This is a genomic window from Joostella atrarenae (assembly GCF_021764745.1).
Taxonomy (GTDB): Bacteria; Bacteroidota; Bacteroidia; order Flavobacteriales; family Flavobacteriaceae; genus Galbibacter; species Galbibacter atrarenae.
Genome location: NZ_JAETXX010000001.1, coordinates 895,079 through 916,872, shown reverse-complemented (window position 1 = coordinate 916,872; position 21,794 = coordinate 895,079). Strand labels below are relative to the sequence as shown.

The 21,794-nt window shown below is 34.2% G+C and carries 16 protein-coding genes and 1 pseudogene; 2 read left to right on the top strand and 15 right to left on the bottom strand.

The window, feature by feature from the left end; all coding sequences use genetic code 11:
• The first annotated feature begins 8 nt into the window (after positions 1–8).
• The gene (locus JM658_RS03900) at positions 9–1,940 is read left to right on the top strand and encodes an OmpA family protein (protein ID WP_236957918.1); all 1,932 of its coding nucleotides are present in this window, start codon (positions 9–11) and stop codon (positions 1,938–1,940) included.
• A gap of 59 nt (positions 1,941–1,999) precedes the next feature.
• Here JM658_RS03900 and JM658_RS03895 read toward each other — a convergent pair whose 3' ends face one another.
• The 3 genes from JM658_RS03895 to JM658_RS03885 are packed head-to-tail and all read right to left on the bottom strand — an operon-like array spanning position 2,000 to position 4,983.
• The gene (locus JM658_RS03895; RefSeq protein ID WP_236957917.1) at positions 2,000–2,905 is read right to left on the bottom strand and encodes a geranylgeranylglycerol-phosphate geranylgeranyltransferase; all 906 of its coding nucleotides are present in this window, start codon (positions 2,903–2,905) and stop codon (positions 2,000–2,002) included.
• Between the two features lie 15 nt (positions 2,906–2,920).
• Positions 2,921–3,859, bottom strand: coding sequence for a mevalonate kinase family protein (locus JM658_RS03890; RefSeq protein ID WP_236957916.1), 939 nt, complete (start codon positions 3,857–3,859; stop codon positions 2,921–2,923).
• A gap of 35 nt (positions 3,860–3,894) precedes the next feature.
• The gene (locus JM658_RS03885) at positions 3,895–4,983 is read right to left on the bottom strand and encodes a diphosphomevalonate/mevalonate 3,5-bisphosphate decarboxylase family protein (protein WP_236957915.1); all 1,089 of its coding nucleotides are present in this window, start codon (positions 4,981–4,983) and stop codon (positions 3,895–3,897) included.
• A 132-nt stretch (positions 4,984–5,115) separates the two neighbouring features.
• Here JM658_RS03885 and JM658_RS03880 point away from each other — a divergent pair, with 132 nt between their 5' ends.
• A complete protein-coding gene (locus tag JM658_RS03880) occupies positions 5,116–5,589 on the top strand; it encodes a TspO/MBR family protein (protein WP_236957914.1) in 474 nt (157 codons plus the stop codon).
• Between the two features lie 217 nt (positions 5,590–5,806).
• Here JM658_RS03880 and JM658_RS03875 read toward each other — a convergent pair whose 3' ends face one another.
• From JM658_RS03875 to JM658_RS03820, 12 genes and pseudogenes are all read right to left on the bottom strand, one after another.
• Positions 5,807–7,060: a BaiN/RdsA family NAD(P)/FAD-dependent oxidoreductase gene (locus tag JM658_RS03875; protein WP_236957913.1), complete on the bottom strand. Its 1,254-nt coding sequence runs from the start codon at positions 7,058–7,060 to the stop codon at positions 5,807–5,809.
• Between the two features lie 86 nt (positions 7,061–7,146).
• Complete coding sequence (locus tag JM658_RS03870; RefSeq protein ID WP_236957912.1) at positions 7,147–8,388, bottom strand: hypothetical protein; 1,242 nt, start codon at positions 8,386–8,388, stop codon at positions 7,147–7,149.
• Between the two features lie 116 nt (positions 8,389–8,504).
• Positions 8,505–8,810, bottom strand: coding sequence for a helix-turn-helix domain-containing protein (locus JM658_RS03865; protein ID WP_449555718.1), 306 nt, complete (start codon positions 8,808–8,810; stop codon positions 8,505–8,507).
• Positions 8,811–8,847: 37 nt separating this feature from the next.
• Positions 8,848–9,179, bottom strand: a pseudogene (locus JM658_RS03860) (type II toxin-antitoxin system RelE/ParE family toxin).
• A gap of 104 nt (positions 9,180–9,283) precedes the next feature.
• Positions 9,284–10,033 (bottom strand): glycerophosphodiester phosphodiesterase, encoded by a 750-nt coding sequence (locus tag JM658_RS03855; RefSeq protein ID WP_236957910.1) that lies wholly within the window; start codon positions 10,031–10,033, stop codon positions 9,284–9,286.
• Between the two features lie 8 nt (positions 10,034–10,041).
• Positions 10,042–11,919 carry an alpha-amylase family glycosyl hydrolase gene (locus JM658_RS03850; RefSeq protein ID WP_236957909.1) on the bottom strand — a complete coding sequence of 626 codons (1,878 nt, stop codon included), beginning with the start codon at positions 11,917–11,919 and terminating at the stop codon, positions 10,042–10,044.
• 33 nt (positions 11,920–11,952) lie between these two features.
• Positions 11,953–13,797: a glycoside hydrolase family 13 protein gene (locus JM658_RS03845; RefSeq protein WP_394800461.1), complete on the bottom strand. Its 1,845-nt coding sequence runs from the start codon at positions 13,795–13,797 to the stop codon at positions 11,953–11,955.
• Positions 13,798–13,850: 53 nt separating this feature from the next.
• On the bottom strand, positions 13,851–15,962 hold the full coding sequence (locus tag JM658_RS03840) for a glycoside hydrolase family 97 protein (protein ID WP_236957908.1): 2,112 nt from the start codon (positions 15,960–15,962) through the stop codon (positions 13,851–13,853).
• 1 nt (position 15,963) lies between these two features.
• The gene (locus tag JM658_RS03835; RefSeq protein WP_236957907.1) at positions 15,964–18,267 is read right to left on the bottom strand and encodes a glycoside hydrolase family 65 protein; all 2,304 of its coding nucleotides are present in this window, start codon (positions 18,265–18,267) and stop codon (positions 15,964–15,966) included.
• A gap of 2 nt (positions 18,268–18,269) precedes the next feature.
• A complete protein-coding gene (pgmB, locus tag JM658_RS03830) occupies positions 18,270–18,929 on the bottom strand; it encodes a beta-phosphoglucomutase (RefSeq protein ID WP_236957906.1) in 660 nt (219 codons plus the stop codon).
• Positions 18,930–18,977: 48 nt separating this feature from the next.
• Complete coding sequence (locus JM658_RS03825) at positions 18,978–20,351, bottom strand: MFS transporter (RefSeq protein WP_236957905.1); 1,374 nt, start codon at positions 20,349–20,351, stop codon at positions 18,978–18,980.
• A 161-nt stretch (positions 20,352–20,512) separates the two neighbouring features.
• Positions 20,513–21,535, bottom strand: a complete 1,023-nt coding sequence (locus JM658_RS03820) for a LacI family DNA-binding transcriptional regulator (protein WP_236957904.1) — start codon at positions 21,533–21,535, stop codon at positions 20,513–20,515.
• Positions 21,536–21,794 lie beyond the last annotated feature (259 nt).

Genomic DNA, 21,794 nt, shown 5'->3' with positions numbered 1-21,794 from the left:
CTACAAAGATGAAAAAACTAATACTAATAACACTATTCATAACCTCTAGCCTTGCTGCACAAAAAAACACATGGAAAGCTGATGAGCTATATGCTAATTTCCATTTTAAAGAGGCTGCAAAACGCTATGAGAAGGCAATTAATAATTCGAAAAATATAAACACAGATGTAATTGAAAATCTTGCTAATAGCTATTTTAATATTGCAGATTATAAAAATGCATACTTATGGTACGAAAAATTATATACACTAAAGAACAAACAAATTAAAGAGAGTACATTTATTAAATATTTACAATCTACAAGATCGAGTAGAGATTATAAAAAAGCAAACCTTTTAATTAAAGAGTATTATGCTGACGATTATAATAGAATTGAGGCTATCACCATACAAAAGAGCAATCTAGATAGCTTAAAAGAATCCGATTCACTATACAACATTAGAAATGTAGCTATTAACACTTCTAAGTCAGATTTTGCTCCAATGTTCTACAAAGATCATTTAATTTTTTCTTCAGCTAGAGATACTGCTGTTGCAAAGGATAATTTATATGCGTGGAATGAACAACCCTATTTAGACCTTTATATTGCTGAAAGGAATAAAGGAAATGGAGAACTTAAAAATCCTGAAAAATTTGGTATAAATACACAGACTAAATTTCATGATGCTACACTTACATTTGGTAAAAATGGAAAATTTGTTTACTTCTCTCGTAATTACTCTTCCAACAAGAAACTTAAAACCGATAAAGAGGGAACCTCTAATTTCGAGATTGTAAGAGGGTATATAAATGGGGATATTATTACAAATATCGAATCATTAGATTTCAATAATGTAGAATATTCGTGTGGACACCCAGCTATTTCTCCAGATGGCAACTACTTATATTTTGTTTCCAATATGCCTGGCGGATATGGTGAATCTGATATATATATGGCAGAAATTTATGAGGATGGAAAAACAAATACGCCTATAAATTTAGGCGCTACAATAAATACTGCTGGAAGAGAGATGTTTCCATTTATTACTGATAGTATTCTATATTTTTCATCAGATGCTCATTATGGATTAGGAGGGTTGGATATATTTAAAAGTACAATTAAATCAAAAGATAACTACGAAATCCCATTAAATATGGGACCTGGACTAAATAGCAATATGGACGACATAAGCTTTATTTATAATCCAGAAGACCTAAGTGGTTACTTTGCTTCAAATCGTAGTATGGGGAAAGGAGATGATGATATTTATTACTTCAAAAAAAATCCTCCCTTACAACACCAGTTATTTTCTGGCCATGTATATGATGAAAAAACAAAAGAACCAATTCCAAGTACTTCGATTAAAATACGGGATATCATAGTGGATACTATTATTCAAGAAATAACAACAAATGAAGAAGGCTACTATCAAGCAAAATTACCTTTTAAGAGAGAACATCAGTTAGTGTTTTCTAAGCCTGAATATACCTCTAAAACAATCCTTGCAAAGACTACAAATAACCCTCAGAAAGAACTTCAAGACAATGATGTCTATTTAACATCTTTAAAAAGTCTTACTATAAAAGAAGGAAATCAGCTTAAAATAGATGTAGATCCTATATATTTTGAATTGAACAAATCTGATATTACACCTCAAGCAGAAATTGCACTCGAAAAAGTATTATATGTTATGAAAGAATTTCCAAACATAAATATTATGATTGAATCTCATACAGACTCACGAGGTTCTGATGAGTATAATTTAAAACTCTCTAATTCTAGAGCAGAAAACACAAAACGCTATCTCATTGCAAACGGAATAGCAGCAAATAGAATTGAGGGTGCTAGAGGCTTTGGAGAAACAAAACTAAAAAATAAATGTTCTAATGGTGTTAGCTGTAGCGAGGAAGAACATTCTCTAAACCGAAGATCAAATTTTATAATTGTAGAGGGAGAATAAGGTTTTAAAAAATCCTCCAAACCACATAGTCCTTAGCTTTATGTTAAGGGCTATTTTTTTTACATTATCCTATTCAACACTAAATCTATATCAATCAATAAGATACTGAGCACCCCAGAAACAATAATAAACTTCAAAATATTGTGTAATACTAAATAATGCATCTTTGTTGAGGAGCGCCATAAGAACACCATAAAAACAAGTATTAATAGCATGCATGCATAAAAGAAAATATACATGTGCCCTACTTTAAATGCTGTTACTAATAAAATGGCAGGAATAAAGGTTAATAAGCTTAAACAGGTAATCAATATTTTTGAAGTCCGCTCTCCATAAACAACAGGGATTGTTTTATAATTCTGAGCTATATCTCCTTTTAAATTTTCTAAATCTTTTACCATTTCTCTGATAAGAATGATAAGGAATAAGAATATTGCATGTACAAAAATTACAGGTTGGAAGTTTTTATAATAAACAAAAACAGCAAAAAACGGAGTAATAGCAAGCGTTGCAGACACAAAATTCCCTACAAAAGGGATTTTTTTAAGCTTATGTGAATAAATCCAAATTCCGAAGATATACAACGAGAAAAATACAACCGCACGAAAGGATACATAGCTAGCAAAAATTACAGATATAAAATTAAGCACAAAATAAGCGGATAGCTTAAACCGCTGACTCACCAATCTATCCAACATTGTCTTTGTTGGCCTATTGATAAGGTCTTTTTCTACATCATAAAAGCTGTTGATAATATATCCTGAAGCAATCGCAATTGCAGAAGCGACTACAATAGCAAACAAATTAGGATCGAATAATACTTCTCTAACAGGAATTTCTGGCGCAAGAATATAAATGGACGTTAAATATTGGGCAATAGCAATAACCAATACATTATAACCTCGCACCACGGAGAAGAGGCTCAACAACTTTAAAAATAATAGCTTTTGCCCCCGATTAAACATAAAGTAAAATGAGTTTTAGAAGTTATACACTACTTCTAATTTATGCCCTTCTAATGCTTTTCTTGCTTTTTCTATATCTTGTGTAAATCCTAGGATATAACCTCCGCCACCAGAACCGCAGAGTTTTAAATAATAATCGTTGGTGTCGATTCCATGTTTCCAAAGTTTATGAAACTGCGCTGGAATCATTGGCTTAAAGTTATTTAAGACGGTATTAGAAAGGTGCTTTAAATTTCCGAAAAGTGATTTCACATCTCCCTTTAAAAAATCATCAACACAAGCATCGGTTTGTTTTATAAACTGATTTTTTAGCATGTTTCTAAAACCTTCCTGCTTCATGTTTTCCATAAATATCTGTACCATAGGAGCAGTTTCTCCCGTAGTCCCGCTATCTAATAAAAACACAGCTCCTTTTCCATCTATTGTTTGAGAAGGAATACCAGTTGGCTCAATATTATCTTTCGAATTGATTAAAATTGGTAGACTCAAATAGCTATTCAAAGGATCTAATCCTGAAGATTTACCATGGAAAAATGATTCCATTGCCCCGAATATTTCTTTCAGCTTAAGTAATTTCTCTCTTGTTAAGTTTTCTAGTACCGTAATTTTATCCGAAGCATATTTGTCGTAAATAGCTGCTACCAAAGCACCGCTACTCCCAACACCATACCCTTGAGGGATACTGCTATCGAAATACATCCCTTTTTCCACATCTGTATTTAGTTTCTCTAAATCGAAAGAAACCAGACTAGGATGTGATTGTTCTAGTTCACTTAAATACAAAGAAAACCTTTTAAGACTCTCGTTAGATTTTGCCGCTTCTGCAGATAAATCATCACTTACCTTAAGTGCTCCATTATAGAAGTTATAAGGTATTGATAAGCCTTTGGAATCTTTGATAATTCCATATTCTCCGAAGAGTAATATTTTTGAGTAAAATAAAGGACCTTTCATTTAAGTCTATAGCGTAATGTTATACTTTAACTAATTTACAGCTTTTTTGCTCCAAATCCAATTTGGTCACAAATATACTTCCCGTTTTTACAATATGCAACGAGTTCGCTCTTTATAAAATTAAGAACCGTTTCTTTCTCATTTTCAGGATACAATATATGTACGTTCGCACCAGCATCTAATGTAAAACAAATCTTGCTTCCTGTTGTCTTTCTATACCCCCAAATCTTATCTATTATCTGCAACGTATTTGGCTTCAACAGAATAAAATAAGGAATGGAAGTCATCATCATGGCATGAAGCGTTAACGCCTCGCTCTCTACCACTTCGATAAAACTATTTAGATTTCCACTTTCAAAAATCTCTTTTAACTTATCTAGATTTGTATGTGCTTGCTTAAATCGTTCTTCAGCAAAAGGATGTCCGTTCATTAAGCTATGCCCAACGGTACTACTCACTTTTTTCTCTCCTACATCAACCAATAAAATAGTATCTTGATAATTCTCAAAAACTTTATGTACGGCTCCTGAATATTGTACACCATACAAATCGGTACTACCCTCAATGTTTTTATGTGCTCCCCAGCCAACAATAGGTCCTTCTATACTTCTGCAAGCACTACCAGATCCTAATCGTGCTAAAAAAGATGCCTTTTTATTAAAAAAATCTTTCTCCATAGATCCCAATAACTGCTTTTCAAGATCCATTAAACACAACGCAAGTGCACTCATACCACTAGCTGAGGAAGCAATCCCACTACTATGAGGGAAAGAATTAAAAGTTTTTATTGTGAAATGATACTCTTTTAAAAAAGGAAGGTATACTACTACTCGCTTAAAGAAAACTTCAATTTTAGGTGCAAAATCTTCTTTTAGCTCATCGTTTAAGTAAACTTTAAAGCTGAATGTACTTTTATCATCACCCGATTCTTTTTTTACATACTCCAAAGTTGTTCTAGTATGGCAGTTATCCAACGTAAAACTAATAGAAGGATTTGCAGGAATCTGATTCTCTAACTTCCCCCAATATTTTACTAAAGCAATGTTACTTGGAGATTGCCATGTACAACTTCCATTTTCGAGCTTATTTACATAAGGAGCTGGGATAAATACATCTGTAGTCATTAGCATACTAAATTTGCGCAAATATAAGCAAAATACCTTGTTGACTGCTCCTTTAAAAAAAATCTGCCCGACCGCTATTGACGTTCTTTTTATTGAAAATAAATTACTAATTTAGTGCTATACAACAAGCTTATGCCAAACAAAATAACCAAAATTATAATCGCCGTAGCTATCTGTTTATTGGTAGGATTTCTTTCTGGATTTGCTACGCAGAGTTCTGTAGACACATGGTTTACAACACTAAACAAACCAAGTTTTAATCCGCCAAATTGGATTTTTGCTCCCGTTTGGACTGTTCTATATATTATGATGGGCGTTGCCGCTGGAATTGTTTGGGCAAAAGGATTTTACCACCTATGGGTACAAACAGCATTGTATCATTTTGGATTCCAATTATTACTTAATGCCATGTGGAGTATTGTCTTCTTCGGATTTCAAAAACCATTTTGGGCTTTATTAATTATAATTACACTTTTAGTGCTTATAATTCTTACTATAAAATGGTTTAAAGTGGTTAATAAAACTGCTGCTTATTTACTGATTCCGTACTTATTATGGGTTTGCTTTGCTACTGTTCTCAATTTTAGTATTTGGCAACTGAATTGAAGGAAGTTATAAAGTTTGAAAGTAGAAAGTTTGTAAAGTTAGATTCTCTCTGTGATTGCCCTTATGAATATAAAAGTTCCTGTCAAAGTATTTAAAAAATTATACCCTTCAGTTGAAACAGCTATATTTAATACTTCACTAACAAAAAGCTTAGGGTCAAAAAACACTATCTAAATTTTAATAAATTGTAACGTTTGAAAGTAAAAAGTTTATAAAGTTAGGTTCTCTCTGTAATTGCCTTTGCGACTATAAAGGCACCTGTCCAGGCATTTTGAAAATTAAACCCTCCAGTAATAGCATCTATATTTAATACTTCACCAGCAAAAAAGAGATTTCTATGCAGTTTACTTTCGTAGCTTTTAAAATTGATTTCTTTTAAATCTACCCCACCAGCAGTAACAAACTCTTCTTTAAAAGTACTTTTTCCATTCACTTGGTAAGTAGCTTCTGTGAGTTCATCTGCAAGTTTCTGCAATTGTATTTTACTTACTTCTGCCCACTTCATTTGGCTTGTAATTTCTGAAGCTTCAAGTATTTTAAACCATAATCTCTTTGGCAGATCAAAAGGACGGGTATTAAAAACAAGCTTTCTTCCTTCGGAGTTTTTAACATTGGTTAATGCTTCAAAAACCTCATGATTATTTCTATCCAAAAGCCAATTTACCTGTATTTTAAACTGATAATTAAGATCGAATAATTCTCGCGCACCGCATGCGGATAGTTTCAAAATTGCAGGGCCACTCATTCCCCAATGTGTGATTAATAAAGGACCGCTTGCCTCTCCCTTATGGTTTCCATTTAGCTTTAAGGCTTTTCCCTTTCTATCCAACAACAACACCGATGCTGGTGCCGATAGCCCCATGAGTCCGTTAATACGTGTGTCTTTAATATTAAATGTAAACAAAGAAGGTACTGGAGGAACAACAGTATGCCCTACCGATTCAAGTAAATTCCATACTTTAGGATTACTCCCCGTTGCAATTAATAATTTTTTAGTTTGAAAATCACCTTGTGATGTTTCTAATTTCCATTCATCACTTCCCGAAACAGCACTAATATTTTTAACAGAGCAACTTGTATTTACCTTAATTCCATACTTTTCAGTTTCCTTTAAAAAGCAATCGATAATAGTTTGCGAAGAATCACTTTCTGGAAACATCCTTCCATCCTCTTCAATCTTTAAAGCAACTCCCCTTTCTTCAAAAAAGGCTACCGTATCTCCGCTACAAAATGTATGGAAAGGTCCTCGGAGTTCTTTTTCACCTCTAGGGTAAGACTTTACCAATTCATTTGGCACAAATTCAGCATGCGTAACATTACAACGCCCACCACCAGAGATTTTAACCTTGGTAAGCACCTCTTTTCCACGCTCTAAAATAATTACTTTTAACTGCGGATTATGTGTCGCTATTTGTATTGCTGAAAAAAATCCGGCTGCTCCGCCACCTACTATTATTACATCGAAAACCATGAAGCAAAGGTACGCTTATTTTAAATTGAGCGTTTTAAAACTTACAGAACTTGAAAATTTGTATCAGCGGTATAAAAACTAAAGCATTAAAAATAAAACATGAATCCGAAGCTTATCCGCATGGCATCTCGGGTTTTGCTATTGTCTACAAAAACATTGTTTAAATGCCCTTGTGCATCTAAGGTTTTCACTCCGTAATCTAATTCCAATCCAACGGTCATTCGCTCATATGGATCGAACATAAGGTTTACAATTCCATAATAATGGTAATTCTTTACATCTCCGTCTAAAAACAATTCCCCTGAATCAATTTCATCGGTAACAATATAGCGTTCCATATTATCTGTATAATATTGAGTATATCCTAGCACAAAACTACTGTGCCATTTTGGAGCAAAATAATACTCGTAAGAAGACCACCCTCCTAAAGCTGGGGTAGCATTAAAATCATCATTAACGGTAGGGTAACCATCATAACCTTGACCTGCTATAGTAGTCATATAGGCGGTAATTCCTTTTCCTGAAACAAATTGATACTGAAAGTTATTTTTCGATTCTACAGCGCTATATATCCCTGAAAGACTAAACCCGTAGCCAAAAAAACTATCTTCATTTCCATCCAGTTTGTAGCGTATATGCCTGTAAACAGAAGACAGTCTGATATGCCCCCAAGGCTTCTCGTATTTCATTGCAAAAGTAAGATCTGGTGTGAACTGAGTAGCTTCTTCTACATAGGGTTCTATATCTGGGAAGCGCTCATAATCGGTCATTGGCGCCTCTAAACTAATCTCATATATAAAATTCTCATTCCGAAGTGTATTCTTATATTTTACGTGTGGCGTTCTAAGCCATATCCCAGATGGAGGTCCTTCCCATTCCATAATATCTGGCCATAAGACCTCATCGCCGAAGTTATTCCAATTCTGACCAATTTGCCAATGCTCAGTTTCTACATACGCCTTTCTTAATCGGATATGTCCATCGCCACCCCAGAAATCGGTTTCTATTACAGCACTTATCTTCTTTCCATCTTTTAAAACGACGCTAGTTTCCCATTTTATCTGAGTTTGATACATATCAACTTTAAGGCTCTTGGAATCATCAGTTCCAAAAACATTAATATTTCCAATATTAAAAGTCTCACTATCTTGAAGTCCTCCAAAAATATCAAAATACCCATTCAGCTTTAAATTAGCCCCTAAACTAGTCTTATATCTAGGAGAGCCATTTATGCTGTCTTTGGACTGAAGACTTAAAAAACGTTCTTGTGCTGAAATAATTATGATTCCCGCTACATTCACCAGTAATAATACAAGCGCTTTTTTCATTGAATACTAATTTATTGTAGAGGGGAATTATTCAAAAATACACAAAAATGAAAAACCATCTATTTAAATTTAAAAAGATGGTTTTAGATAGTCGCGTTATATGTCTGCTACTTAGATTATGCTACTTTAAATTCAGATTCGTTCATTTCCACGCTAAATCTAACATTTGCTTCCAACGCTTTAAATACCTTTAAAATCGTTTCTATAGTTACATTTTTAGTATTTCTTTCCAGTTTGGAGATTTGTGATTTCTGTACTCCTATCAATTCTCCAAGTTGTTCTTGCGTTAAATTCCGCTCTTTACGCACAGACTTTATCATTTCTCCAAGAACTTCCATTCGCAAGTCAAATTCGTATTTATCTCTCTCTGGTGTTCCAATTTCTCCAATGTCCTTGTCCTTCATTTGGTCAAGTGTCATCATTTTAATTTTCTTATTTTTTGTTGCCATAACTTTAAGTTTAGTCATCAAAATATTTAGCTCTTATCTTCAATGCTTTCTCAATTTCCGATTTTGGAACCTTACTCACCTTTTTTATCATTCCATGCGTTGATAACACGAGTGTTTCAGTATGGTCTGTTTTATCCCAAAAAGCAAAAAGTCTGTATTGAACTCCTTGATAGATTGTTCTAAACTCCCAAATATCGTTTGTTAGCTTCTTAAACAGCTTAGGATTATTTTCGAGTTTCGCTTTATCCAAATTGAAGTAGATTTTCTTTTTCGCCTTAGCATCCAATTTGGATATAAGTCTATAGCTTGTTCAAGAAAAACCACCTCAAATTTTGGTTTCATACAGCTTATTTGTTGTTATATTCAAACAAATGTAGCTAAAAGTTGAGTTATATGGAAACTTTTAGTTAGTTAGTTCACGAACAATTATAGAAATATGTTGTTCTTTAATTTACACGCTCAGGGTAATCCGTAATAACACCATCTACATATAACGACTTTACTAATTTTATATCTTCAGGAGTATTTACCGTCCATGTATAAATCTTAAATCCTTCCTTTTGTGCTTCCGCTACATTTTCTTTTGTTAATGCTTTAAAATGAGGATGTATCGCTACGGCATTTACTTTTTTAGCTTCATTCATAGCACCAATCATATCTTTACTAGTGAGAACTCCAATAGGAATTTCGTTGTCTAGACCTCGCATTTCCTCCAATTCGTCCCATTTAAAACTAGAAATAATAAAGTCTTCTTTCTTCCATCCTTTATCAGCCATGTACTTTTTCATGATCTTATAAACTGGTTCAGCAGTACCAGCTCCTTTAAGTTCTATATTAAGCACCGCTCTCTTGTCTATTAAATCTAAAACCTCTTCTAAAGTTGGAATTTTCACTCCTCCTTCTAAAAGCACCTCATCTAGGGTAGACTTTGTGTACTTTTCTATAGCCCCAGAAGCTTCTGTTAATCGGTCTAAGGTATCATCATGAAATACAACTACAGAACCGTCTGCTATTTTAAAAACATCTATTTCTATAGCATCAGAGCCTAGTTCTATTCCTTTCTCAATAGAAGGCAAACTATTCTCAACTATATGTCCTTTCGCACCACGATGCCCTATAACTATAGGTTCTTCCATTTGACTATAACTTTGAAAAAGTACCAGAAGTGTACCAAAAATCAATCCTTTTTTTATCATTTTTATCGCTATTCATTTATTGAAAGCTCAAAAATAAATGATTCTAATGGAGCAAGAGATACCTTTATAAAACCTTCACCATTTTTTAATATTAACTTTCCTTTCTGCTGGTATAAAAGGTCATTTAGCTCATATTCCTCTTCTGATAAATTCCACTTAGAGATGATATCTTTAGGAATACGTAATTCAAATTCATGAGAAACATCTGTATCAAAATTAGACACAACGATTAGCTTCTGATCTTCGGAATATCTAACAAAAGAAAACACTCGATGATCGTAATTCTCTGTATGGTCTTTATTATAATAATGTATCTCTCTGCTCTCGCCAGTTAAGGCTTCATTACTAATTGCAACATTAAGCAGGCGCTTATAAAAGTCTCTTAGCTCTTTTTCCTCAGCTGTAGATTGTCCGCCATCATACTTACCGCCATTCATCCACCTTTGATGCGTTGGAACACCAATATAATCGAAAATAGAAGTCCTACTCGGATCACCAAAACCAGCATCTTCTGCTCCCGGCTCCCCTACTTCTTGTCCGAAATAAATCATTAAAGGCGATGTTCCAATTGTTGCCAACATTGTCATCGCTGGTTTAGCAGTTTCTGCATTTCCTACAAACTCTGGACTCGCAATACGTTGTTCGTCATGATTCTCTAAGAAATACAGCATATTATGCTCTATATCGTTAAACTTATTTCGCACCACAGGAATATGATCTGTCCACCCGTAGCCCTTCATAATATGCTTTAACGAATCGTACATATCTACCTTATCATACAAATAATCCATTTTTCCTAAGTGCAAATAATCTCTATAGCGATCTGGATTATAAACTTCGGCCATTAAAAAGGCATCTGGATTTTTCATTTTGATGGCAGAATTCATATAACTCCAAAATTCTACAGGCACCATTTCTGCCATATCATAACGGAAACCATCTACTCCATAATCAATCCAATACAAGGCAATATCACGAAATTTTATCCATGAAGCTGGCACCTCTTTATCTTGCCAAAACTCAAAGTGTTTTTTATACGACTCCTGATTAAAATTCTCTGGAAGGGTATCAAAATCTCGGTGACCATCTGGAGAAACTCCATAATTTACTTTCACCGTTTCATACCAATCATTCTGGTCTGGTTTGGAAGCTCGTGATCCGTTGCCTGTCCATTTTGCAGGATTTTCATCGAATTTACCATCAATCAAAGCATTTTCTGCTCCCCCTAAAGGCGAATATCCATCCTTCCAATCTGGTAAAGAAAAGGCTTCCCCGGGATTGTAATAAAAACTGTTGTCTTTATTATAAGCTACCGAAACATCATCTGAAGCACCAAAACTCTCCACGCCTTCAGGATTAGTAATCCCCTCATAATTTCGAGCCACATGATTGGGAACAATATCTATAATAACCTTTAATTTATGCTTGTGAGATCTATCTATAAGCTGCTTAAACTCCTCCAGACGATTTGCAGGATCTGTAGCTAAATCTGGATTTACATTGTAATAATCTTTCACAGCATAAGGCGAACCAGCACGCCCTTTCACCACTTCAGGATCGTCATTAGAGATTCCGTAGGCTGTATAATCATTAACCAAAGCATGGTGTGGAACTCCCGTATACCAAATATGGGTAATTCCTAATTCTTTAATTTCTTCTAAAGCCTTATCTGTAAAATCGGCAAACTTTCCAACACCATTCTCTTCAATGGTTCCCCAAGGTTTATTGGTGGTATTAGTGTTTCCAAACAAGCGCGTAAACACTTGATATATTACAATTTTTGAATGCTGATTTTCCTTTTTATTCTCCATTTTTTTAGTATTGCTACAAGCGCCTACTAAAGATAATAAGATTACACAAAGGATGGCATTTTTTAGCTTTATCATTTTATGAATTTTATTCTTATTCATTAATCACCCCTACTTAATTTCGATTATATAACTAGATTTTCCTGCTATTTCTAGTGTGTTTTCTAGTGATAAACTCTTTTCAGAAATAATATCTTTACCAGTTGTGGTATCTTTTAAATTCTCTTTAAAACGGCTTAAATCTAACGTACGTGCATCTTTACTGTTATTAATTACCACCATAACAGTATCATTTTCATTACTACGGAAGTAAACATACACCTCGTCCTGTGGGATATATTGTGTAGTTTTTCCTGAATGAATAACCGTTTTATTCTTTCTCCAATTGAAAAGTTTTGAGGTGAAATTAAAATACGCATTTTGCGTGTCTGTTCTTGTTTCCTTTGAAAAAGCATTATTTGCATCACCTTCCCATCCTCCAGGAAAATCTCTACGGATATCGCCATCACCTTTTCCTTTATCACCTTTCATTCCTATTTCAGAGCCGTAATAAAGTTGTGGAATCCCACGAACGGTAGCCATCAATGTCATTACTAATTTATAATCTTCAATATTGTTATAAATCTCATTGATTCTTCCTGTATCATGATTTTCAGCAAAAACAAGGATATTATCGATATCAGGATATAAAAAATCATTAACAAAATTATCATACAACTGGATTGTTCCTTTATCCCAAGAAGGATTCTCTTCATTAAAAACAGCTGTTACAGCGTCGTGCAATGTAAAATCCATTACACTTGGTAAATGTGAGTTGTAGTTTTGAATAGCACCTACTTTACTATCCTTTTGCCAATATGCAATTTGCGCTTGGTCATGCATCCATATCTCTCCAACGATGTTAAAATTTGGATACTCATCCATAATCGCTTTTGTCCAAGTTGCTACTCCTTCTTTATCATTATAAGAATATGTATCTACACGAAACCCATCTAAATCTGCATATTCAATCCACCAAATAGCATTCTGAATAAGATAATTTAAAACCAATGGATTGTTCTGATTTAAATCGGGCATCGATTTTACAAACCATCCATCCATACACATCTTAAAATCAATTTCAGAAGCATTTGGATCCATTTGTGTGCTCATTCTATAATTAGTCTGCGCATATCCCGGAAACTGATGGATCCAATCGTAAGTTGGTAAATCTTTAACCATCCAATGCTCCGCTCCCCAATGATTAACCACATAATCCATGATTAGTTTCATGCCTTTTTTATGCATCTCACTAGCTAATCTTTTATAATCTTCATTCGTTCCGTATCGGGCATCAATTTTATAAACATCGCTTTGCGCGTAGGTATGGTAAGAATATACCTCATCGTCATCTTCTCCCAATGGCGTGCTCCAAATAGCAGTAGCCCCCAAGTCTTCGATATAATCTAAATGATCTATAATTCCTTGGATATCTCCTCCATGGCGTCCACCTTGTAACTCCCTATTCGCTTTTTCTTTTAATGCTGAATTGCTATCGTTTTTAGGATTACCATTTGCAAAACGATCTGGCATAAGCAAGTAAATCATATCCGAAGAATCAAATCCTTTTCTATTAGCTGAATTTTCTTTCCTTGATTTTATCTCATACGCTTGCTTAGAAACTACTTTCCCATCTTTCTTAAAATTGATGGTGTAGTTTTTTGCTGAAACTCCTTTTGTTTCAATAGTTATAAACAGATAGTTTGGGTTTTCGGTTTTTTTCACCTCTTTAATCTCCAAACCATCAATTTCTGGTTCTAATGAAGAAATATCATCTCCATAAACCATTAATTGAACTTCACTTTTCTGCATTCCACTCCACCAAAATGGAGGTTCTATTTTCTTGATTTGCGCTTCAGCAGTAAAACCGCTAAAAATTAAAAGCGCCACCATAAACTGAATGTATCGTCTTTTCATAATTAAATTGATTTATGGATATTCATGATTCTTTCTTACGGATACTTTTTAATTTATTTTTCAATAATACTAATTGCAAATCCTCCTCCAGAAGCAGAATCGATAGTCAATTTAGTTTTATTAGTAACCGTTTGTTTTGTGATTTTATATGCCTGCGGATTGGTTTTGTAATGCGCATCTTTAGCATCTGCATAAATTATAGCTTCGTACTTTTTGCCTTTATCTAAAAAATCTAGTTTAATTTCTGAAGTACGTTTCTCCAATCCATTTGCATTACCAACAAACCAATTATTAGTTTCTTTCGCTTTACGTGCTACAGTAACGTATTTACCTGGCTCGGCTTCCAAATACTTGCTATCATCCCAATCTACAGCAACATCTTTTATAAACTGAAAAGCATCTGGAAAGCGATTGTAATTCTCTGGAGTATCTGCCGCCATTTGCAACGGACTATACATAGTTACATATAGCGCCAACTGATTGGCAATAGTTGCATTTAAATGCGAGTGATTGTCTGGATTCATTTTACTGATATCCATTTCGAAAATCCCCGGAGTATAATCCATCGGGCCACCAATTAAACGTGTAAATGGCAATACCGTAACATGATTTGGCTTAGAACCTCCAAAAGCTTGGTATTCTGTTCCTCTCGCCGATTCATTTCCAATTAAATTCGGGTATGTTCTTGCAACTCCCGTTGGACGTACTGCTTCATGAGCATTTACCATTATTTTATAATCGGCTGCTTTTTCTAATGCATATTGATAATGATTTACAATCCACTGATTATAATGATTTTCACCTCTCGGTAAAATATCACCTACATAACCACTCTTTACAGAAGTATATCCGTTATCGTTCATAAATTTATACGCTGCATCCATATGTCGCTCATAATTACGAACAGAACTAGAAGTTTCATGATGCATCATCATTTTAATACCTTTAGATTTAGCGTAACTATGAACCTCTTCCACGTCGAAATCTGGATAAGGCGTTACAAAATCAAATACATAATCTTTAGATTTTCCAAACCAATCTTCCCATCCTACATTCCAGCCTTCCACTAAAACAGCATCAAAGCCATTTTCTGCAGCAAAGTCGATATATTTCTTAACATTTGCTGTAGTCGCTCCATGTGTACCGCTAGGAGTAGCTTTAGAATAGTCGGTTTCTCCTAACTTTATAGAAGGAAAATCGTTTGTATAAGACCAAGAACTTTTCCCCGTAATCATTTCCCACCAAACACCAACATATTTTACTGGTTTTATCCAAGAAGTATCTTCTATTTTAGATGGTTCATTTAAGTTATATGTCATTTTTGAATCCAAGATATCTCGGGCATCATCGCTAGCAATAATTGTTCTCCAAGGCGTATTGAATGGCGCTTGCAAATACCCTTTATCACCATTTGCATCTGGTGTTAGCCAAGATTGGAAAACCATGTTTGTATCATCTAAATTAAGATGCATAGTTGAATAGTTTATCAAAGCTGCCTCATGCAAGTTTATATACAATCCATCTTCCGTTTTCATCATTAAAGAAGTCTGTACACCTGTTTTCGAAAATGGTTGCTGCGAAGCATTTGGCGTAATCGCCTGATCCATTTTTCCACGGATTTCAGACAACTTAGATTCTGTATAATCATACTCTTGCGTATCATAATCTCCAGGAATCCAAAATGCTGTATGATCTCCAGCCATTGCAAACTGCGTACGCTCTTCTTTGATTACGAAATACACTAAATTTTTCTGCTTCGGAAACTCATAACGGAAACCTAAACCATCATCAAATAAACGAAAGCGAATTGTCATCTTTCTATCCGTCGATTTCTGATTTAATGTTACTGCTAATTCATTATAATGATTTTTAATTTCTGAAACTTCTCCCCAAACTGGTTTCCAAGTTTCATTAAAAGTACTAGTCTGTGTGTCTTCAACAGAAAAACCATTAAGTAACGACGTATCATCATCTTTTAACTCAAAACCAAGTTTACTTTCTTTGATGATTGCTTTTCCTTTATAGGTAAGCTTGTATGTTGGAGTACCATCTTTCAGCAGAGAAAAACCCATAGAGAAATCTCCATTTGGTGATTTTAACCCCTGCGCAGAAAGGCTCCCCACTGCTAATAAAAGAATACAAATATTTATAATTATCTTTTTCATATTAAGCTACTTTCGAAGTTGCTTTTACAACAACTTCTTCTCCATTCAATTTAATTTTCAAATCCTTGTCACCATCAACTGTAAATGTAGTTTCAGCATGAGAAACGTTTACTTTTACAATACTTCCTCTAAAATTCACTTTAAAAGAAAATGCTTTCCACTGCTTCGGAATTCTAGTCTCGAAAGTCAGTTTTCCATCTTTAACACGCATTCCTCCAAAACCTTCAACAATACTCATCCATGTTCCAGCCATCGAAGTGATATGTAGCCCTTCATGAACTTCTTTGTTATAATCATCCAAATCTAAACGTGAGGTACGTAAATAGAAATTATAAGCCTGTTCCATTTTATTTAGAACTGCAGCTTGAATACTATGCACACACGGCGATAAAGAAGATTCGTGTACCGTAAATGGTTCATAAAAATCAAAATGACGCTCCAATTCTTCTTTGCTAAAATGATCTTCGAAGAAGTAAAATCCTTGTAATGTATCGGCTTGTTTTATATATGGAGAACGTAAAATACGATCCCAAGACCATTTCTGATTTATTGGGCGTTCTTCTTTAGACAGGTTTTCAACAGTAATCAATTCTTTATCTAAGAAACCATCTTGTTGTAAATACACCTGATGCTCCTCACTATATGGGAAATACATGTTTTGAGCAACTTCCAACCATTGTTTTATTTCTTCTGAAGAAAGATTTGCCTTGGCAATAATACGCTCGTAATCTGTAGCATATTCAGCCTTAACTTTCTCTATATTTTCTGTAGCATACTCAATACACCATTTTGCGATGTAGTTTGTAAACCAGTTGTTATTCACATTATTCTCATATTCATTTGGGCCTGTAACTCCTAAGATTACATACTTATTTTTATCCTTAGAAAAGTTTGCTCTTTGATGCCAAAAACGTGCAATTGCAATCATTACTTCTAATCCCATTTCTGGAATGTAACTGTAATCTCCAGAATAACGAACGTAATTATAAATAGCATAAACCATGGATCCATTACGGTGAATTTCTTCAAAAGTAATTTCCCATTCGTTATGGCTTTCCTCTCCGTTCATTGTAACCATTGGATACAAGGCAGCTCCATTTTTAAAGCCTAACTTTCCGGCATTCTCAATAGCTTTTCCTAAATGGTTGTAACGATATTTTAAAAGGTTTCTCGCTACTTGATCGTCTTTGGTAGCCATATAAAAAGGAATACAATAGGCCTCGGTATCCCAATAAGTACTCCCTCCATATTTCTCTCCAGTAAATCCTTTTGGACCAATATTTAGGCGTGCATCTTTCCCTAAATATGTCTGATTTAAATGAAAAATATTAAAACGGATTCCCTGTTGTGCTTTTACATCTCCATCGATAGTAATATCTGCCATTTCCCAAATAGAAGCCCAAGCATCTTTCTGGGTTTGCAATAAAGCATCGAAACCTAAATCTGAAGCTTTACTCAACACCGATTTTGAAGCAGCTACTAAATCTTCTTTTTTATGATTTAAGGAAGTTACATATCCCGCCATTTTTTCAATGGAAGCTGTCTGACCCTTTTTTGTAGGCACTTTATAAGTAAAAGTAGTTTTTAAAGGTTCGATATTTTCTTCTGAAGCAACTTCAATTTTATCTTCATTTAAAAACACAGTACTTATCATCCCAGTACAAACATGATATTCGGTTTTATTGGTTTTAGAAACCACATATCCAAAATCATTTTCTGTACCTGTATTATAGACATCCCAAAAGGCATCATCCCAATTGGTATCTTCATTAGTAATCCCACCATCTACATACGGTAAGAAAGTTATCTCTGCATCGTTATTTAAAGGAGTAACTTCATATTTAATTGCTCCAACTTCGTCCATTTCTAAACTCAAGAAACGTGTTGCAGTAACTTCAACTTCTATATTATTAGGAAGTGTGGCTTTAAAACTACGTTTGTGCCACCCTTCTTGCATATTCAATTCTCTGCGAAAATCTTCAACCGATTTACAGGTATTTAAATCTAACATCTCGCCGTTTACCAATACGTTTATTCCAATCCAATTTGGAGCATTAAGTACTTTAGCAAAATATTCTGGATATCCATTTTTCCACCACCCTACACGAGTTTTATCTGGATAATAGACACCTGCAATATAACTTCCTTGAAAAGTAGCACCTGAGTAATGCTCTTCAAAATTTGCACGTTGCCCCATAGCTCCGTTTCCGATACTAAATAAACTTTCAGACGACTTAACTTTTGCTGCCTGAAATCCTTCTTCTATTAATGACCATTCGTTTGGTACAATATAATCCTGATTCATTTTTATTTAGGTTGAAGTTGTTTTAAAAAATTGAATGTTATTTCGGTGAAGCTCGAGAAATTATAATCGGCTTCCTTTAAGTTCTGTTCGTTGCCCAAACCTACAGAAATCATCTTTGCACTATTTGCAGCTTCTATTCCTGCTTCTGCATCTTCAAAAACTATACATTTTTCTGGCGCAACATTTATTTTATCAGCAGCAATAAGAAATACTTCTGGATCTGGCTTTGCTTTAGAAACACTATTTCCATCTACAATAGCATCAAACAAATCCATGATTCCTACTTTCTGTAATATTTTAGGGGCATTTTTACTAGCCGAACCCAAAGCAATGGGGAAATTATTTGCTTTAATTTCAGCTAGTATTTCTCTGACTCCAGGTAAAATATCATCCTCGGTCATTTTATCCACATAGGTTAAGTAATCTGAATTTTTATTTGCTGCGAGCTCATCAAATTCCTCTTGAGAAACCGATGTATTAGCCCAGTTTAATATTTTCTTTAAGGAGTCGATTCTGCTTACTCCTTTTAATTGTTCGTTATGTTCTAGCGTTAATTCAAAATTGAATGTAGCGGCTGCTTTTTTCCAAGCTAAAAAGTGAAACTTAGCGGTATCTACAATAACACCATCTAAGTCGAATATAAATCCTTTTTCTGTATTCATTTTTATTGTTTTAAAGTGTAATCCTAATTAATACTCTCTAACCAAGTATTAATCTATTGTATATGCTATTGCCTTTTTATTTACAATGAGCAGATTTGCAAAGCCTGCTAGAATAAGGCAAATTCCAGCCACAATCATTGAATTAATGGTTTCCTCTCCTATGAATTTGTAGGCATAATTAATTCCCCCTAAAGCGGCAATAATTTGCGGCAGTACAATAAACATATTAAAGAGTCCCATATAAACACCCATTTTCTTGGCGTCTATAGAACTTGAAAGCATAGCATATGGCATTGATAAGATACTCCCCCATGCTATTCCAACTAAAATAAAGCTTATATATAAATAGGAAGGATCTGGAATATAGTACATAGAAATAAACCCGACACCCCCTAAAATTAGGGAAACCATATGTGTGTATTTACGATTTACTCGTTTTCGAGATGCATAGAAAGTAAGCAGTAATGCAAAAACCATGGACGAGAGTCCGTAAACTCCCATTGCGGAACCTACATTATCTGATGCATCTTGGTATTTTTTATTTGCAACATTAAAAGCTGTTTGTTGTGCAACATCTTGAAGATCGAATGCTGCTTCTATTGGAGCTGGTGCATGGTACACATGCTCTGTAAGTGCTGGGGTTGCCAAACTCCACATGGTAAAAAAGGCAAACCAGCTAAAAAACTGAATTACTCCTAGTTTTATCATGGTAGGAGGCATATTCCCAATATTTTCAATAATATCTCTTATAAAATGACCTTTAGTTTCTGCCTTCATCTTTTTGAAAGCTTCCATATCCTCAGGCGGATATTCATCAGTAGTAAAAATGGTATAAAGAATACTAGTAATAAAAACAAAAGCTCCAATTGCAAAAGCCACTTTAACAGACATAGGCACAACTCCTGGAGCAGCTTCATTACTTACACCTAAATAATTAACCAACCAAGGTAAATTACTAGCCACCCAAGTACCAATACCTATAATTAAGGTTTGTACAACAAAACCATAGGAACGTTGAGACTCATGTAGTTTATCCGCTACTAAAGCTCTAAAAGGCTCCATACTAACATTAATAGATGCATCTAAAATCCAAAGGAATCCTGCTGCTATCCATAATGCAGGAGAATGCGGCACTAGGAATAAGGCTATAGAACTTAATATCGCACCGATAAGAAAATATGGGCGTCGACGACCTAGCTTGGGATGCCAAGTTTTATCACTTAAATAACCTATTATGGGTTGTATTATTAATCCTGTAAGAGGAGCTGCAATCCATAAGAGTGGAATACTATCTTTTTCAGCACCTAGTGTCTGAAAAATACGAGACATAAATCCTCCTTGAAGAGCAAAACCAAATTGAATTCCTAGAAAACCGAAACTCATGTTCCAGATTTCCCAGAAACCTAAAATACGCTTTTTCATTATCGTAACTTATTAGTTTATTATACGATAAGCGCTATGACTTATCAAAGCTTAATTTAAATTGAGAAGTAAAAATATAAACTTTGATGGTCGCAAGATAGTATTTTAGCAGATAAGAAACTAATAGTCTTAATGTTAAACTTTAAATACTACGAAAACTACTAAATAGGTTTCGTAGATTCTCTTTCTAAAATGGAGGTTTTTATAACCTCTGTTCTGTAACTAGATTCGTCATTATCACTCTCCAACCTATCTATCAACATTTTAGCTGCTTTCGCTCCCATTTCAAAACCATGTTGAATAACAGTTGTAAGTGTTGGATATGAGTATTTTGATAAAATTCCGTCACTAAACCCAATAAAACTCATCTCCTGAGGAATTTTTAGTCCGCGGTTGTGTGCTTCTCGCATTGCTACGACAGCATATAATTCGTTTACCCCAAAAACGGCATCAAATTTTTCAGAATCAAAAAGCTCTTTTATTTTTTCATCCAACTCCTCTGCCTTGTCTATTTTTACAATCAAGTTTTCATCCAACTCAATACCAGCATCATAAAGTGCATTTACATACCCTTGTGTACGAAGCTTACCAATAGAAATATAATCTGCAGTAGTAATTAATGCAATCCGTTGGCAACCAGAATAAATTAAATGTTGGATCGCATTATAAGAAGCACGCGCATCGTCTATTATAATTTTATCGCAGTAGATTTCATCAGAAGTTCTATCGAACATCACTAATGGCATCCCCTGGTTTATAACTTCTCGTAAATGATGAAAATCTTTCTTCTGTAAAGTTTCTTTTGAAAGCGATAATAGAAATCCGTCTATTTGACCATTTGCCATCGTTTCCATATTAATCACCTCTTTATCAAAAGACTCATTAGACAAACAAACGATAACATTATAACCAAGCTCATTGGCTTTTTGCTCAATTCCGCTAATTATAAGTGTAAAGAAATGATGAACAATTTCAGGAATAATAACCGCTATATTCTTGGTCTTTTTATTTTTAAGACTTAGCGCAATATTATTTGGCTTGTAATTATAGAGTTTAGCAAAAGCTTGTACTTTTTCGATAGTATCTTTACTGATTTCCGAACTATTACTCATCGCTTTAGATACTGTTGAAATAGAAACATCCAACTCTCTAGCAATCTCTTTAATCGTTATTTTTTTCTTCATAATATGGCGGCAAATTAGGGTGATTGTATTTCTACAAAAATACGAACAAAAGTTACTCTTTTCTAATATTAATCAAGATTTCAATTCATATTAAAATTATAAGATTCACAATAATACTTATTTATTATTACGAATAGTAAAATCAAAGCCTTTGTATCTCGTATTCTGTTAAAAAATTAAAAGTTCTCAACACTAAAACGTTTTCGTGACCCTCTAAAATTACTCCAACGTTTTCTTTACTCAAATTTTACATAGTTTT